The 15,439-nt window shown below is 40.4% G+C and carries 16 protein-coding genes and 4 pseudogenes; 4 read left to right on the forward strand and 16 right to left on the reverse strand.

Annotated elements, in window-relative coordinates; translation table 11 throughout:
- Positions 1–149 precede the first annotated feature (149 nt).
- Entirely contained in the window at positions 150–704 is a 555-nt protein-coding gene (locus LEP1GSC061_RS12100) for a TetR/AcrR family transcriptional regulator (RefSeq protein WP_016545751.1), read from the forward strand.
- Complete coding sequence (locus LEP1GSC061_RS12105) at positions 701–2,224, forward strand: FAD-dependent monooxygenase (protein ID WP_016545760.1); 1,524 nt, start codon at positions 701–703, stop codon at positions 2,222–2,224. The genes LEP1GSC061_RS12100 and LEP1GSC061_RS12105 overlap by 4 nt, the downstream gene beginning before the upstream one ends.
- Before the next feature lie 78 nt (positions 2,225–2,302).
- Here LEP1GSC061_RS12105 and LEP1GSC061_RS12110 read toward each other — a convergent pair whose 3' ends face one another.
- The 3 genes from LEP1GSC061_RS12110 to LEP1GSC061_RS12120 form a co-directional block, all read right to left on the reverse strand.
- Positions 2,303–2,728, reverse strand: coding sequence for a VOC family protein (locus LEP1GSC061_RS12110; RefSeq protein ID WP_016545654.1), 426 nt, complete (start codon positions 2,726–2,728; stop codon positions 2,303–2,305).
- A gap of 182 nt (positions 2,729–2,910) precedes the next feature.
- Positions 2,911–3,744 carry an alpha/beta fold hydrolase gene (locus LEP1GSC061_RS12115; protein ID WP_016545571.1) on the reverse strand — a complete coding sequence of 278 codons (834 nt, stop codon included), beginning with the start codon at positions 3,742–3,744 and terminating at the stop codon, positions 2,911–2,913.
- Between the two features lie 133 nt (positions 3,745–3,877).
- On the reverse strand, positions 3,878–4,639 hold the full coding sequence (locus LEP1GSC061_RS12120; RefSeq protein ID WP_016545502.1) for a TPM domain-containing protein: 762 nt from the start codon (positions 4,637–4,639) through the stop codon (positions 3,878–3,880).
- A 208-nt stretch (positions 4,640–4,847) separates the two neighbouring features.
- Here LEP1GSC061_RS12120 and LEP1GSC061_RS12125 point away from each other — a divergent pair, with 208 nt between their 5' ends.
- A complete protein-coding gene (locus tag LEP1GSC061_RS12125; protein WP_016545747.1) occupies positions 4,848–5,444 on the forward strand; it encodes a dihydrofolate reductase family protein in 597 nt (198 codons plus the stop codon).
- Between the two features lie 110 nt (positions 5,445–5,554).
- On the opposite strand, the gene LEP1GSC061_RS12130 is transcribed toward LEP1GSC061_RS12125, so the two are convergent.
- The 13 genes and pseudogenes from LEP1GSC061_RS12130 to LEP1GSC061_RS21915 all read right to left on the reverse strand — a co-directional run bounded on the left by LEP1GSC061_RS12130 (position 5,555) and on the right by LEP1GSC061_RS21915 (position 14,531).
- Positions 5,555–6,022 carry a MepB family protein gene (locus tag LEP1GSC061_RS12130; RefSeq protein WP_016545677.1) on the reverse strand — a complete coding sequence of 156 codons (468 nt, stop codon included), beginning with the start codon at positions 6,020–6,022 and terminating at the stop codon, positions 5,555–5,557.
- Positions 6,023–6,181: 159 nt separating this feature from the next.
- Positions 6,182–6,736, reverse strand: coding sequence for a dihydrofolate reductase family protein (locus tag LEP1GSC061_RS12135; RefSeq protein ID WP_040508593.1), 555 nt, complete (start codon positions 6,734–6,736; stop codon positions 6,182–6,184).
- Positions 6,737–6,863: 127 nt separating this feature from the next.
- Positions 6,864–7,424: a dihydrofolate reductase family protein gene (locus LEP1GSC061_RS12140; protein ID WP_040508595.1), complete on the reverse strand. Its 561-nt coding sequence runs from the start codon at positions 7,422–7,424 to the stop codon at positions 6,864–6,866.
- A gap of 69 nt (positions 7,425–7,493) precedes the next feature.
- Positions 7,494–7,973, reverse strand: coding sequence for a VOC family protein (locus LEP1GSC061_RS12145; RefSeq protein WP_040508596.1), 480 nt, complete (start codon positions 7,971–7,973; stop codon positions 7,494–7,496).
- 887 nt (positions 7,974–8,860) lie between these two features.
- Positions 8,861–9,975: pseudogene (locus LEP1GSC061_RS21165) on the reverse strand (IS3 family transposase).
- Between the two features lie 228 nt (positions 9,976–10,203).
- Positions 10,204–10,495 (reverse strand): annotated as a pseudogene (locus tag LEP1GSC061_RS12165) (HigA family addiction module antitoxin).
- Positions 10,496–10,519: 24 nt separating this feature from the next.
- Positions 10,520–10,786: pseudogene (locus tag LEP1GSC061_RS21675) on the reverse strand (type II toxin-antitoxin system RelE/ParE family toxin); the annotation flags it as partial.
- Between the two features lie 265 nt (positions 10,787–11,051).
- Positions 11,052–12,392, reverse strand: a complete 1,341-nt coding sequence (locus LEP1GSC061_RS12175; RefSeq protein WP_040508667.1) for an ATP-binding protein — start codon at positions 12,390–12,392, stop codon at positions 11,052–11,054.
- Between the two features lie 234 nt (positions 12,393–12,626).
- The gene (locus tag LEP1GSC061_RS22140; protein ID WP_198014264.1) at positions 12,627–12,986 is read right to left on the reverse strand and encodes a hypothetical protein; all 360 of its coding nucleotides are present in this window, start codon (positions 12,984–12,986) and stop codon (positions 12,627–12,629) included.
- A 209-nt stretch (positions 12,987–13,195) separates the two neighbouring features.
- Entirely contained in the window at positions 13,196–13,597 is a 402-nt protein-coding gene (locus tag LEP1GSC061_RS12180) for a helix-turn-helix domain-containing protein (RefSeq protein WP_040508601.1), read from the reverse strand.
- 3 nt (positions 13,598–13,600) lie between these two features.
- Positions 13,601–13,891 (reverse strand): type II toxin-antitoxin system HigB family toxin, encoded by a 291-nt coding sequence (locus LEP1GSC061_RS12185; RefSeq protein ID WP_052006545.1) that lies wholly within the window; start codon positions 13,889–13,891, stop codon positions 13,601–13,603.
- Between the two features lie 249 nt (positions 13,892–14,140).
- On the reverse strand, positions 14,141–14,407 hold the full coding sequence (locus LEP1GSC061_RS12190) for a DUF2442 domain-containing protein (protein WP_040508602.1): 267 nt from the start codon (positions 14,405–14,407) through the stop codon (positions 14,141–14,143).
- Positions 14,388–14,531 carry a DUF4160 domain-containing protein gene (locus LEP1GSC061_RS21915; RefSeq protein WP_016545616.1) on the reverse strand — a complete coding sequence of 48 codons (144 nt, stop codon included), beginning with the start codon at positions 14,529–14,531 and terminating at the stop codon, positions 14,388–14,390. The genes LEP1GSC061_RS12190 and LEP1GSC061_RS21915 overlap by 20 nt, the downstream gene beginning before the upstream one ends.
- A 415-nt stretch (positions 14,532–14,946) precedes the next feature.
- Here LEP1GSC061_RS21915 and LEP1GSC061_RS21920 point away from each other — a divergent pair.
- Positions 14,947–15,439 (forward strand): annotated as a pseudogene (locus tag LEP1GSC061_RS21920) (transposase); the annotation flags it as partial.

Raw genomic sequence — 15,439 nt, forward strand, 5'->3', positions numbered from 1 at the left:
GCCGTTTGCAACCAAAAAAGCCCCGATTCCCATCTCCTCGCGTCATTCAGGAGGATATATAATTATGAAGTCAGTGCAATTTTATATTTGCTATTAATTTGTTGTTAATAAAAATAGGAACTGAATCCAATTATAGGAACGATTCGAAGATGGGGCTGCGGGAACAAAAGAAAGCAAAAACTAGAAAACTCATTTCGGATATCGCTCGCGATCTTTTTATAGAAAAGGGATTTGAAACCGTTACAGTCGCCGAAATAGCTGAAAAAGCCGAGGTAGCGGTTACCACACTTTTCAATTATTTTCCTACGAAAGAGTCGCTCATTTTCGATCTTGAGGACGAGATCGACAACGACATCTTGGAAGCGATTCGGGAGCGAAAGAAGGACCAATCCATTTTGGATGCCCTTCATCAATACTTTCTAGCGAGTAAGCTATTCAATCCACCTAGTAAAAAGACATTCTCGGGGTTCGGAAAACTCATCAGAACTTCGCCCGAATTGAGTTCTTACTTACGCGGATTATGGGGACGATATGAGAATACTCTGGCCAAGGAAATTCAGAACGATTCCGGCGCAAATAAGATGGAAGCGGAATGTGTGTCAAAGCTGATTCTCGAAGGCGTAAGTTTTGCGTGCAACTCGCATTCTCCCAAGGATACCTTGAATCTAACGTTTAGAATCTTAAAGAATGGGTGGAATAAGTGAAACAAGACTTGTCGATCCATGATGTAATCATTTCCGGGGCGGGTCCGGTAGGACTTTTTCTCGCGTGTGAATTGGCCTTAGCCAAATGTTCGGTATTGATATTGGAAAAGGCGGAAAATTCTCATTCCCCGTTGAAACGGATGCCTTTCGGGATACGCGGACTTTCCGCACCTACGATCGAAGCGCTTTACCGCCGAGGATTATTAAACGAACTCGAAATATACAAACGCCTAAAAAATCCCCACTCAACGGCCGTGCAACACGGTCCTCGTCGTCAGGTAGGACACTTCGCCGGCATTCCATTTCATGAAGGCGATATAGACAATTCTCAGTGGAAACATCGTCTGCCAAGTTCGACAGATACGAATCTGATATCCGAAATGGAAGAGATGGAAACGATACTATTACGACGCGCGGAATCCTTGGGAGTCGAAATCATGCGGGGACTTGCAGTGACTTCCTTCCATCAAACCGAGGACGAGGTGACGGTTCGATCGGGTGAGAAATCTTTTAAGAGCCGATGGCTTGTGGGTTGTGATGGAGGTCGCAGCGTTGTGCGTAAGGTGGGAGGTTTTGAATTTGCCGGTACGGAGCCGGAATTTACGGGCTATTCTGCCAAGGTAGATATTACCGACCCGGAGAAGCTAAGTCCGGGCCGAAATCCTACGCCGACAGGCATGTATTTGCAATCGCAGCCGGGTTTCTTAATAATGCAGGATTTCGACGGAGGGGAATTTCACAATTCGGAAAAACCGATCACGTTGGAACATGTGCAGAAAGTTTTGCGCTATATCTCGGGCACCGACGTTACCATCAACGCCTTACATTTTGCTAGTACATGGACAGATCGAGCCAGGCAAGCCACGAACTACCGCAATGGACGAATTCTTTTAGCCGGAGACGCCGCACATATTCATTCTCCTTTGGGAGGCCAAGGGCTAAACTTAGGATTGGGAGATGCAATGAATCTAGGCTGGAAGCTTGCCGCAACCGTTCAAAATGGAGCCCCGGAAAGTCTATTAGATAGTTATCATGCTGAACGATATCCGATCGGTGCGCGAGTTCTGGATTGGTCCAGAGCTCAGGTTGCGATCATGAAACCGATACCTCAGGCTCGAGCGCTGAATGCGATTATCCGCGACCTTATGGAAACACGCGACGGTGCCACGTACATGGCAGGAAGAGTATGGGGTATTCACACTCATTATAATCTAGGAGGCACCCACCCTCTATTAGGGCACAGTGTTCCCAACTTTGAGTTCGAAGACGGGACAAGGATCGGTGAGTTCATGCATGATGGCCGGGCGATACTACTTGATTTCGGTATACATACTTCCCTAAAAAATTTAGCGGGTGAATATGGAGATCGAATGAAGTATGTTTCAGGTAGGGCAAAAGAACAATTAGGATTGAGCGCCGCATTGATACGTCCCGACGGGATTATCGCCTGGGTCTGCGACGGAGAAGAACCGGAAGAACAGCAGCTGAAGCAAGCAGCTGCTCAATGGTTTGTGAGATAGCCGAAGGCTCACTGCGAACAGAATGACCATTTCTAAGCGAGACGTTTAAGCTCATAGTGTGGCCGGCTTAAAGCGATTTCAACGGGGCTCCCACAGCTCGATCTTGTTTCCTTCAGCATCCATAATATGGACGAATTTTCCATAATCGTAACTCGCAATATCATCGAGTACGGTTACGCCATTTTCTTTCAATTTGGTTATGAGCGCCTCGATATTCTGGACTCGATAATTGATCATAAAATCCTTTTTGGATGGAGAAAAATATTCATCCCCCTTTTTGAAGGGAGTCCATTGGAGAGAATTTATCTCGTCAGGCCTATCGAGATTCCTGAATTCGAAGCTTGAACCCCACGAATTGATTTCCAATCCTAGATTTTTGGCGTACCATTCTCTCGTTTCCTGGGGATTATCGGAAAAAAAGAAAATACCGCCTATGCCGGTCACCTTAGGCGTTGAGTCAGCCGATGAAGTCGATTTCTCAGCTTGTTCGTTCGGATCTTTCATATTACTAATCGTTTTCGCAGAAGAATAGCAGATCGAAAGACACGATACAAGCTAAATTATCTTGATCATAATGAATTCGTATAGAATCTCGCGACAGTATTATCCCGGGTCCGGCGACCCGAATGAGGATAAAAGGGATTTCGACATGTAAAATACCTGCTGCCGTTCTTACACATTTAAATTTATAATAATGATATACAAAACTCGTTAAACTTCTCCGACTCCTCGAAATTCGGAAGATGACCGGAATTTTCAAACCAAACGATCTTTTTCTGAGGCGCCTCTAATATCTCTAGATATTCTTCCACAAGCTCGAAGGGAACCGTATAATCATATTTTCCCTCGCAAAAATATATCGGTATATCCAGCTTCCGGATCTTCCGCATTATATTAACCCCCATTTGTTCATTCTCCAAACTTTGCAACGAGAACACGATCCCCTTTACGAATTTGATAATGTACGAAATACTAATATCGGACAAGGCAATATTCACGAAGATGGTTTTGTAAATATTCCCTTTCTTCATTATCCCATTGAATCTCGATAACCATTTTCTTTGGATTCCGGCAGAATCCAAATCCGAATATGGCGGAGGGCCTATTTTCCTCAATTCTCGGATCGCTTTATCGTTACCGGATTCGGTCGCTTTTCGAAGAGTATAGTTGTATGATATCGTTTCGCCCCTTATCATATCCACCACTTGACCGATTCCAATATAAGCGAATAGTAAATCGGGTCTTGCCGAGGCCAGTTTTATTCCGAGAATACTCCCCCAAGAATGCCCGACTAAGAAAATCTTTCGCCTATTGAATCTTTTGATTAGATATTCGATTAACTCTTCCGTATCATGCAGAAAAGCACTAATAGTCATATCCGATCTTTGTAGACTTTTACTATACGATTTGCCTGAACCTCTTTGGTCCCAGTTGACTACTATGAAACGTTCTTCTAATTTTTGTTGAGGTTTTCGAGAAAAGAAGATTTGAGCAGTTCCAGGACCACCGTGTAAAAACAATAAAATCGGACCTTCTAAGCTCTTTGAACGAATAGAAATCCATTGCTCAAGACCTCCAATTTTGATTTTCTCAAGAAAGTCGATGGGCGAAGTGAGCAAGTTCATAAATTAGAATAATATGAGGTTCGATAAATTAAGGATCAACCCCTAAAAGTTGAAAAGTAATCGGATTCACTTTCACTAAACGAGCGGTAATCAGTTTAGCCTTTTCCTTATTTAGTGAAGAAAACGAAGGTTTATACCTTGTAACTATCAAATTGATATTTAGATCATCATCTGTCTTTACTAGCAAAAATTCCTCCCCTTGGTTTTCGAATTGGCGCACGCCCACTTTTTCCGTTGAAATAAGAGCGCCGTTAAATTGAAAAATTTGATTCAGGTCATTCTTCGCTAACGACCGTAGCGATTTAGAGTCGATTTTCCATGAAACACCGGTGGCTAAAGGAATAATGGATTTGAGCGAATTATCTAGCGCCGTTTCAAAATCCCCTTCTCTCAAATACGGCACCATATCGTCAGCAATCCGCGAAGTTAATTTATCGCTAATAACCCATTCCATGCCTGACCCGATCGAAATTCTAATCATCTGATCATTTTTCGACATAAATAGCAAGATCCCATTATTAACATATCTCGCACCCACACCGTTCTGGTTGGCGATTTCCATAACAAAGGATTCTATATTCTTATCTCCAATGGAATCCACGATCAATATGGCGATTTTCACCGAAGAGCTGCTTTCCACTTCTGATAATCTGGAATTAGTCCGTTTAATATACGGATCGCTTAAGGTATGAGTCCTATCATCAACGTAACCGTTTATTTTGAATGTTTGCCTTTCCTTTCCCGAGCAGAAGAGATTGATGATCACAAAAGAAAAAAGTAAAAATCTCATAAATATCCTTACACTTTTATTGAATATGTTCTAACGAGCAAGGCTCGAATAAATCCTAGACAATAGTCGCGAAATGAGTTCGTAATGCAGTAATAATTTACAGTATTAGAGATCTCATCGATTTAAAAACTCATACTTAAATGCTATTGACGTTTCGGAATTTTTGTTTAAAAATTGAGCCGGAACATTCTTTAGAAGGTACTGAGCCATGAGAAGAATTATTGTACTCGAATTCCTCACTCTTGACGGAGTCATACAAGGACCGGGTGGTCAAAAAGAAGACACCGACAATGGCTTTGCTTATTGCGGTTGGCAAGTCCCCTATACCGACGAAGTTGTCGGAACAGTCATGAATCAGCAGATGAACGTTCCATTCGATCTACTGTTAGGACGTAAAACCTTCGATATATGGGCACCGTACTGGCCGAAGCATGCGGACTTTTGGCCTTCCGCTATGAAAGCGACCAAGTACGTCGCTTCGAATACCTTAGCCTCTAGCGAATGGCAGCCCTCCGTATTTTTGAATGGAGATATCGTGGAGAAAATCACCAAACTTAAACAAGAAAAAGGACCGGATCTACACGTTTATGGAAGCGCAAATCTAGTTCAGACTCTCATGAAGCATAATTTGGTCGATGAGTTTTGGCTAAAGATATATCCGGTGACGTTAGGAAGTGGAAAACGTCTGTTTGTCGAAGGCACAATCCCCGCGGCATTCAAAGTAACGGAAAGCCAAGTCTCTCCGAATGGAATCATTATTGTAAATTACAAACGTGCAGGCTCGGTTGAAACCGGAAATTTCTGAATGCCCCTATCCGCTAAATAGTTTAAGAAATTTTTATCATTCAATACGTCGAACTCTGCTTAGTAATGTTCGATGGAAAAGCTAAACGAAAGGGGTCAGATTTATTAAAATTAGAGATTCATTAATTCTTTGAGGCGCAAACGATCATCTTTATCCGCTTTTTTATGTTCAAAGAAATAGCGTGATTGCCAAATTTGGGATGTAACCGCCTGATCATTAGAAGGCGATTCCCAAGGAGGATAAATTCTGAATCCCCTTTTTCCTTCTTTACTTGAAGAAATAATTCCTTTTTCAATCAGAATTTCCTTATTAAAAACGAAGTGCCCAATCCGGCTGGATTTTCTAACCTCGACTACGACTATATCAATATTATCCTTTTTATGAAAAGGGATCGCAGTCCCGTTTTTACCTCTTTTCCAAAGAGTAACAAACATACCCGTTTTCTTAGGGGTAATTTTTGCCAACCTAAATATGACCTGCTTCTTTTCCAAATGAAAGACGGCTGCATTATAATCGGAACTTTCTTTTTCTATTCTATAGCCTTGGATTTCTATGTCACAGTTTTGTGAGAATAACATATTAACTTCAATTAAACTCGACGCAAGTGTATTCGATATCGAATTTTTTTTCTGCATCCAGTGTCACAATAATAAGTAGCGGTGAAATTTTCCGTTCATATCTCGTCACGGAGCCGCTCATATCGCTCCCTACGTCGTATGTAAACTTTTTCTCGCCGATTACACCCTCTTGTAGTGAAGAACAATAGCGCCGGATTGTAAAGTTTCCGAACCAAGAAAGTCAAGCAAAAGCCTTTCTTGTAATTTCTGGCTATCGAATAACTTAGGACCTTTTCCGACAATCACTGGATGGATTACGAAACGATACTCATCAATCAAACGGAGTTCCGAGAGTTGAGAAGCGAGACTCAAGCTACCCACGAAAATATCTTTTCCAGGTTGTTGCTTCAATGCGATTACTTCGTCCGCAATGCTCTCGCGGGCCAGTCTGGCATTTGTTCCCTCTAATCGTTTCAATGTGGTGGAGAATACGACCTTCTCAAGTGAGTCGAAGACCCGAGCGAACTCATTCGTTACTTCCGACATTGATTGGTTTCTCGCTACTTCAGGCCAAAATGGTGCCATCAGTTCATATGTGATCCGGCCATAGAGAATATGACCTGCAGTACGCAGGAGATCGGTGAAGTATTTATGCAGCCCATCATCAGGGATCATGTCCATATGACCGAAGTATCCATCGGCAGTAATATTGATCGCAAAAATAACTTTTCTCATAGACCAATTTATACAGAGTTAGTTAAAAAATTCAAGTACTGATCGATCGAACCGTATATTAGTATTGAGCACGATACTTAATTATGCATTGCGTTTTCGAAGAATGATTTTCTTACCTTTCATTGTTTTACTCTCCCTTTGGAGCATACCGAAGAACGACGCCGTTAGTAGATAATGGACGAGTTTCAAGTAGCTTGAGTTTCTCATGAGGAATTCCTTGGTTAAACAAAAGTCTACCGTTCCCTAAGAAAACCGGGGCAATACATAGGCGAAACTCGTCAAATAACCCTGCTTTCATTAAAGATTCGGAAAGGATACCACTACCGAATACAAACATGTCTCCATTTCCCTGCGATTTCAGTTTAGGAATTTCAGCTACGGCATCTTTTACAACGATCGTATTATTCCAATCGGCGGTTTTAAGCGTTGATGAACAGGCAACCTTTTGAATCTCATTCATGAATTTGGCGACTTCTCCCTCCTCCCCCTTTGCATTTGTCCAGTAATCCGCCATACCTTTGTATGTTGTCGCACCAAATACAAGCATGTCGGCCGATTTCAGTTGAGTGAGACTGAATTCCTCGAGCTCCTTACCCCAAACTAGCCCGTGAAAGCTCAAATCCCAATTTTTCTCACCTTCAAAATATCCATCCAGGGTGATTACGTTCCACATTATTAATCTTCTCATAATATTTCCCCTAAAGATTAAAAATTTATAATTAATACACTTGCATCGCGGTCGAATAATACTACTTCATTACGAATTTTCAAGAATATCCGTCGCCGTCATATCCCCGATTTGTTCTGCTAGTCCGATAAGGAGTCCTTCCGTTCCTCGAATATAGCAGAGCCGATATATATTCTCATATTGAACCACTTCTCCAACGAGCTGAGCGCCAAGCTTCGCGAGCCTGGATAGTAATTCGTCAAGATTGTCAACTCTGAACATGATACGAAGATATCCAAGAGAGTTAACGGGAGCCGTCCTGTGATCCGCTACGGTATGAGGAGACAGAAATCGTGAAAGCTCAAGTCGGGAATGTCCATCAGGAGTAACCATCATAGCAACCTCAACCGACTGATTACCCAATCCGGTCACTTGCCCAGCCCATTCACCTTCAACCATCATTCTCCCTTCAAGCGTCAGTCCAATCTCTTTGAAAAAAGAAATTGCAGTATCAAGGGACTCAACAACGATACCGACATTGTGCATTTCCAGTAATTTACTTTTTATCATGGCCTCATCTTTCTATGAAGTCGCACTCGATCAAGATCATTTATAAGTGCTCCAGTCTTAAAGTTTCATATAAGCAAACCGGGCTTAGCGATATTTACCAAGGCGCGAGGGTTGCACAGCAAGCGAGAGGCATAACGAAAACTGCTGTAGCTTGCAACGCTCACCTTTATGAAAGCTGCTGTCATTCGATTATTAATAAGTACGGTTATAAACAATAACCAGATGAGATATATGAAATCCACTGAAGAATAGACTTGGAACCTGCAAATGCCACTTAGAATATGAAATATTAAAATAATATTCCTTTGCGGCCAAAGAGATTCCAAACAACCAAATTATCGGGGTATAGGCCGGAGCGGAAAAACCCGTAATGCCCAAACTCCAAAATGAGTTCGGCATATAAATAAGAGCGATCCAAGAAAGGTAGTATAAAATACTGCCTGCTCCATAGACTAATAAGCCGACCCTTTCTCGTAGAGATTTCCAATCAAACTTCAATGCAAGCGGTAAGATAAATATTATACTACGAAATATGTTCTCTCCGATTAACACGAATATTGGTATATCACGATTAAATTCAGATGGCTGATAGGAAAGAGGCAACTTATTTATAAACAAAATATTCCATATCAAAATTGGAAGAAGTAGGATATAACAGTTAGTAAAGATCAGACGCATTATTAATAGGTTTCCAAATTATCCCTAATAGGACATTAAATTAGTTGGCTTCTTTTACTTTTCTAAGCTTCAATTAAATAGAGTTTGTTTTTTCAGTAACTTTCCGCAGTAAGGTCTTAATTTTTAAGAACGATTCTGAATCCACCCGACCCAAATAAATTGATGTATCATTTAAATACATTTCCAATACGTGGAGTTACCCCCAAAAATCATACAGCGAAAGATAGCTCATATTTTCTAAATTCATCTGGCGACATCATCTTTAAACCTTTATGGGGAGCAAAAGAATTGTAGTCGTCAATCCAAAGATGAATTTTCTTAAGAACTTCATCTGCAGTCTCTAAATTGTTAATATACGCGCAATCTCTTTTGAATGTTTTTACAAATGCTTCTGCCATTCCATTGCTTTCAGGAGAATAAGCGGGTGTATTACAAACCTCGAAACCAAGCTGATATGCAAAATGAACTGTTGCTCGAGCCACATACTGAGGTCCATTGTCCGTCAAAAGCTGAGTTTTAGGAACTCTACCATGTCAGAATCTTTGTTCCTTGGCTTCCAAAAGAATATCTCGAAACATCTGTCCATCAATACCATTGGTCGATGCAACGTAGGAAATGATTTCTCTATCGTGACAGTCCAGAATGAATGCTATCCAAACAAGGCGACCGTCCCAGCAACGTATCGCAAGAATATCAGAACACCAGCGTAGATCACTTTTCAATGTAATGATTTTTCCATGATGGGTGAGATTAGGTCGTGGAAAATTTCTTTGAAGCAACAGCTCGTTTTCTTTCATGATCTTGTAGATCCGTTTCTTGTTCACAGAAGGCATTCCAAGCCCCTTTCGAATGCGATTTACGACTGCTGTAACTCTTGGATAGCCATAGGTAGGTCTTTCGGAGCAAACTTTGAAAACTATGTCTTTGACTTCATTATTTCGATCCTGACTGACTTTACTCTTTTTTCGAGATCATTTTTTTTCCGAGCAAGCACCACAGCTTCCTTCAGAATTTCTACTTCCTCGGTCTTTCTGCCGAGTAGCCTTTCCAAGCTACGAATTCGCTGTTCTAACTTCTTTACTTCAGACTCCGGAACGAGACTTTCTTCGTTTTCTATTCCTTGGCTCGCACCTTCTTCCATATATCGTCTCCATTGGAAAAGCTGACTTGCCGCTATACTATACTTTCTCGCGATTATTGAAACCGAATTTCCTGTTTCATAAGTCTCTTTGACAATCTCGGCTTTCTCTTGATTGCTCCATCTGCGTCTCCTCTGAACCGACGTAATCACATGGATCTCTTCTTTGTTACTAGTAGTATTCATACAATTACTCCTATTAGTTAGGAGCTAACTTCGTTGTACGGTCTTCAATTGGGTAGCTCCATCGAGCCGATGACTTATTTGTCTTCAGGCTAAGTTCCACTGCGCTTTTGAAATTCTTCATCATATTGCGATTTTCGGGCCATGCTGATTTATCCTATTTTCATGCATTTCCGTATCCAGTATATCGGGGGAACTCCACACTGAAAGTTATACGCCGAGCTTTAGTAGCTAACTAGCTTGTAGTTCTTGAAACTTCTTAATCGTTTTCAGTTCACTTTTAAGCTCATACTGCTTAATTTCTAAATCATAATGGGTCTGTATTGATGGCCAAAAATTCCGGAGAATTACCGAAGAATTTAGAAAATCTAAGTGCAGTGCCTGCTGTGATAGAACGACGACCGTGAATTATTTCACTAATACGCTTCTGACCAATATGAGTAGATTGAGCAAGTTTACAGGCTGTTATTCCCATGGGTTTTAAGAAATCTTCTAACAAGATTTCACCTGGATGGATATTCATTAATTCTGCCTTATGATAATCGAATATCTCAACATTTAAAGCATTCCCATTTTCCCAAGAGAAGCATGTTCGATATTGCATATTTATACTTATGCTACACTGGCCTTGCCCATCCACTGACAAAGCATGGAGTCTATCTCCGGGAGGAATTTTTAAATCTTCAATATTCTTTGCACTATCTATATGAATTAATTTCCTTCTAGCTGTTCTCCGAATTTCTTTCGGAAACTTTTTAGAAAACTTACCTAACCAAATAATTTCAGATTCTTTATCGTAGAATGATAGAATCACGAACCATAATAGCGTTGAACGCTACTGGTGTCACAATCACCATTATTTGTAAATTTTATAAAATTTTACAGTCTTGTTAATCAAATAGATAACAAATCAATGCGATTTAAATACAATTTAAAGCATGTGGCGTATAACGGCCAAGGCATTCCGACGTTTGCGATCGCACGAGTTTGCTTATGCAAACGAAGTGACGAAGCGAAATGTGGCGCAGGCCCAGCGAGAGTTGCGAAGCAAGCTCGAAGCGATGCGTCAGAGTCGACAGTTAGTCGTCGTTGCGGATTTTTAAATTAGCCTTCGGCAAACAAACATGAAATGTTGTTCCAAGCCCCTCATGGCTTTCCAACCATATATCTCCTTTATGTTTTTCAACAATTGCCTTAACAATAGACATACCCAAGCCAATCGGCTTTTCTCCATGTATCCCTTCTCTGCGTGCCTTTGAATATTTATCAAATATGTATCTTTTTAACTTTTCCGGGATCCCGATGCCTGTGTCCTTGATCTCAAGCCAGATTTTTCCAGCCTTTTCGAAAGAATTAATCTCAATACTTCCAGAATCACTAGTAAATTTCAGCGAGTTTGTTATCAGATTTTCTAAAACTCGGGCAAATCTGTCTCGGTCTATTAGCGCAGATAGATCTGGAGGTTGAATCATCACTTTCATTTCTATATGCTTTTCCGATGCCTTATAGCGAAAAGGTGAAAGAATTGTTGTTACATATGGATTAAGTTTCGTTATCTCCATTCTTAGTGAGAATTCTTCGCTTTCAAGCTGAGACAATTCTAACAATTCTCGAATTAACTTTTCTGCCCGTATACATGCATTTTGTGCAGACGCGAGGGTATCCTTGTTTTTACTAGAAATTTCAGGCAATCTATCTTTCAAAAGATCTAAAGACATCTGTATTATATTCAGTGGGTTTCTAATATCATGGGCTATAGTTGCTACAATCAAATCTTTACTTTCATTTAAACGCTCGAGTTTTCTCTCTCGTTCCTTTAATTCTTTAATAATTGGTCGAAATACAAATAAAAATTCGATGATAAGTAGCAGCAAAGAAACTACCGCTAAAGCAATTTCTACCAATTCGAGTTGGCGCACCCTGGCTTTAGATTCTGTCTCCATTTGCTCCACAATAGAATTCATTAAAGGTAAATATGCTTCTTCATTCTTAAAGATATCTGATACGACTTTGAGAATCTGAGCACTATTTTCAAGTTGCAAAACCGATAAATACAATCCCCTTTGATAAGGGGCAATATCTTCAAAGAGTTTCGATACGGCATTAGATTTATTTTCTGGCAAGCCAATTTCCAAATCTCCTCGTTGTAGTGCAAAATGTATTCTATTCCATGTTTCTAGTTCTTGCTTTAATTCAATAGAATTATTTGAACCAATTAATGACTTTAAAGCAAGTTTAGTAATTCGTTGGCTAAGCATCCGTTGTCTTCCTGCTACATTAATTATCATTCCATCCGAATGAATTTTATTCAAAAGATTTTGAATAATAATTTGATTTATAGCAATCAGGGCTGCGACGGAAACTATCGCGAAAACATATAAATGCTTTTCCGTTAATTTGTTAATCAATTTCTTTCCCATTATAATCCACTCAATTATATAATAAATCAGTGCAACTTGAAACACTTTTTAGCAACGGCGGCTAACGACCAAGGCGTTCCGACGTTTGCGATGGCGCGAGGCTTGCTTTGCAAACGAAATGACAAAGCGAAATGTGCCGCAGGCCTAGCGAGAGTTGCGAAGCAATCTCGAAGCGATGCGTCAGAGCCGATAGTTATGCGACGTTCTGCCCCGCATAGTTGCAGAAACTATTCATTAACGATGCCCTGCACTAATCGTATTAGGAGATAACCATGCACAGAATGGTAGAAGCGCTGCCAAATATGCAAGTAGAAGTCTTCCTAGAATATTCGGTGGAAAATTTGAAATTCGTGTTGCAGGAGTTAAAAGTAGTAGGCAGTTAACAGAACGACATGCTGCAAGTATTCGTGCGAACCACCATTCGGGCGGTGCCAGCGTAACACGCGTAGGATTAGGAGGTGCCACAAATGAATGACCCTCCCACCCTACTTCCATAGCTTCACGATAAATTAGATGCAGATTTACCTTACTTGGTTTAATTAAAACCCTTCCCGAAGAATCAATACTGATACGCTCTACAAAGATAATTTCCATGTTATCAGCTCTTAAAGAAGATTAGGCAGAATGTTCGCATAACGACCAAGGTGTTCCGACGTTTCGCGAGTGCGAAGTACTTGGTGCGAGCCTTGCTTTGCAAGACGAGTGACAAAGCGAAATGTGGCGAAGCCCAAGCGAGAGTCGCGTAGCGATCTCGAAGCGAAGCGTCAGAGCCGACTGTTATGCGCAGTCGTTAATGATTAAAGTTAGATAAAAACTGCTGGAGAAACTTTAAATTTCTTCCCTAATGCTTTGATTTGGCGAATATTCAATTCCCTCTTACCATTGAGAATCTCGGAAACAACTCCCTGACTACCAAGTTCTGCCATGTCCTTTTGAGTAAGGCCATTCTCTTCCATAAGATATTTTAATACCTCGACGGGATCTGAATCAATTGATGTAAAATTCTCTTTTTCGTATTCTTCAACTAGATTTCCCACTGTTTCCATTAAAGGGGCCAATGGATGTTTTTCGCTGTTACCAACCTCATCTATCAATTCATCAAGAGCTTTTAAAAGTCTTTTGTATTGTTTATCAGAATGAGGAACAGATAAGAGATCTTTTACTTCTGGCCAAACATTTCTTACTCGCTCTAATTCAAAAATCATATCCTACTCCTCTTTCCATTTTCCTCTATCATATTCTGAATGTGTTAAAACATACCGAATAAAGACTTTCTTTCGATTATAATGAATGGCAGAAATTAATCTAAAATTATTTCCGCTAATATTAAAGACTGTAAATTTACCAACCTGATCCGCGCTTTTAAACACTTTTCTTAATTCGTCGAAATCTTTAAAATCTGTATTCTGAACTACTCTAAACCAGCTTTTAAGAGAAGGCCCTGAATTAGGATGTTTAGTTACAAAATCCGAAATCTTCTTCCAGCTAATTATATGCACTAATACAAATAATATCTCAAAATGAGATATTTCAAGCATTTTCCTTATTTTTTTTCAAAAATGAGTTTTTAGCGATTGCGTATAACGACCCATAATTGTCGAAGTTCCGCGAGTGCGAAAGCACTTGGCACGAGGCTTGCCCTGCAAGACGAGTGACAAAGCGGAATGTGGCGAAGCCTGGAGCGAGGGCGCGTAGCGCAACGCCAGAGGCGATAGTTAGGCGAAGTAAAGCGCTTAATACAAGGAGGATTATAATTGTTTATTATGCGAGGTAAGATCGCCATTTCCTAGCAAGAGACCAGGAACACTAATATCTTCATCTAAATCATCCCAATGAAGACCTATTCCGCCTCCGCTGATTTCATATCTTTCAAGTTGCTCTTTCTTAGCTCGTCTTAATCGAGGGAAATAAGCGAGTGGGACTGATAACGTTCTGCCGTCGTACAAAGATAGCCAAAGATTATCTTCATCAAACCAAATCTTTTGGGCTTTTGCTTCAGATACCGAAGAAATCATTCCATTTACCTTCTATGAGATTTAAATTCTTCTCAATCTCTTCTTCAATCCAATTTAACTCTTTAGAATTAAATCCGTAATTATCATCTAATTTCACACTAGGCTTTAGCCAGAATTTTGCCAACTTTTCTCCTCTTCTCACATGAGAATGTGAGCTGGTTCTCGAGGATTGCCTTCGTTCGCAAAGAAAAAGAACTTATAGCCATTTCTTTCAAAAACTTTTGGCATTAAGCCAACGATAGATGATACATTATTTCAAGCAATAAATAAACTATTTATATGTATAGTATCGGTATCAAAAAGCAGAGCGAAATAATGATGTAAGCAGCTTTTTAGAATTTCGTTTATAGGAAAATTTTAGCGCTTCATTTTGCCTAACGACCAAGGCTTGGCGACGTTTTGCGTTGGAACGAGCTTGCCACTGCAAGCGCAGTGACAATGCAAAATGTGGCGTAGCCCGAGCGAGAGTCGCGTTAGCGATCTAGCCTAGTCACATAAAATCGGACACCTTTTTTGCTCAAAATGAGGTAAAGGTGAATATGAGTAGGACAGGAAAATACTCTCCAGAGTTTAAAGAACAAGCAGTAAAACGGACATTGTCCGGTTCTTTTACGATAAAAGAAGTAGCAGAGTCGTTAGGAATCAGCTACTTTGTATTGCGTCAATGGAAGGCTGAATACGTGAAGAAGTCAGAAGAACAAAATCCCCCGACAGACAAGCAACTGAAAGAGAACGAAGAATTGAAGAAACTTCGTAAAGAAGTTCACCGCCTCAGGGAGGAGAATGCGATCTTAAAAAAGTATTCAGCCATGCTTTCGAAGGAACAAAATCTCGATTAGAGTTCATGGAGAACAACAGGAGATTGTTCTCTGTTAAAAGCATGGCCAGCTTATTCAATGTATCTCGATCTGGATTTTATGAATTTGTAAAACGAAGAAAGACCGCAATCGAGAAGTATGATCCTAAGTTTTTGAAATTCATCTATGATACTTGGAAAGATAACGATCAGAATTACGGATTTCTTAGATTATT

Source organism: Leptospira wolffii serovar Khorat str. Khorat-H2, from assembly GCF_000306115.2.
In the GTDB taxonomy this organism is placed as follows: domain Bacteria; phylum Spirochaetota; class Leptospiria; order Leptospirales; family Leptospiraceae; genus Leptospira_B; species Leptospira_B wolffii.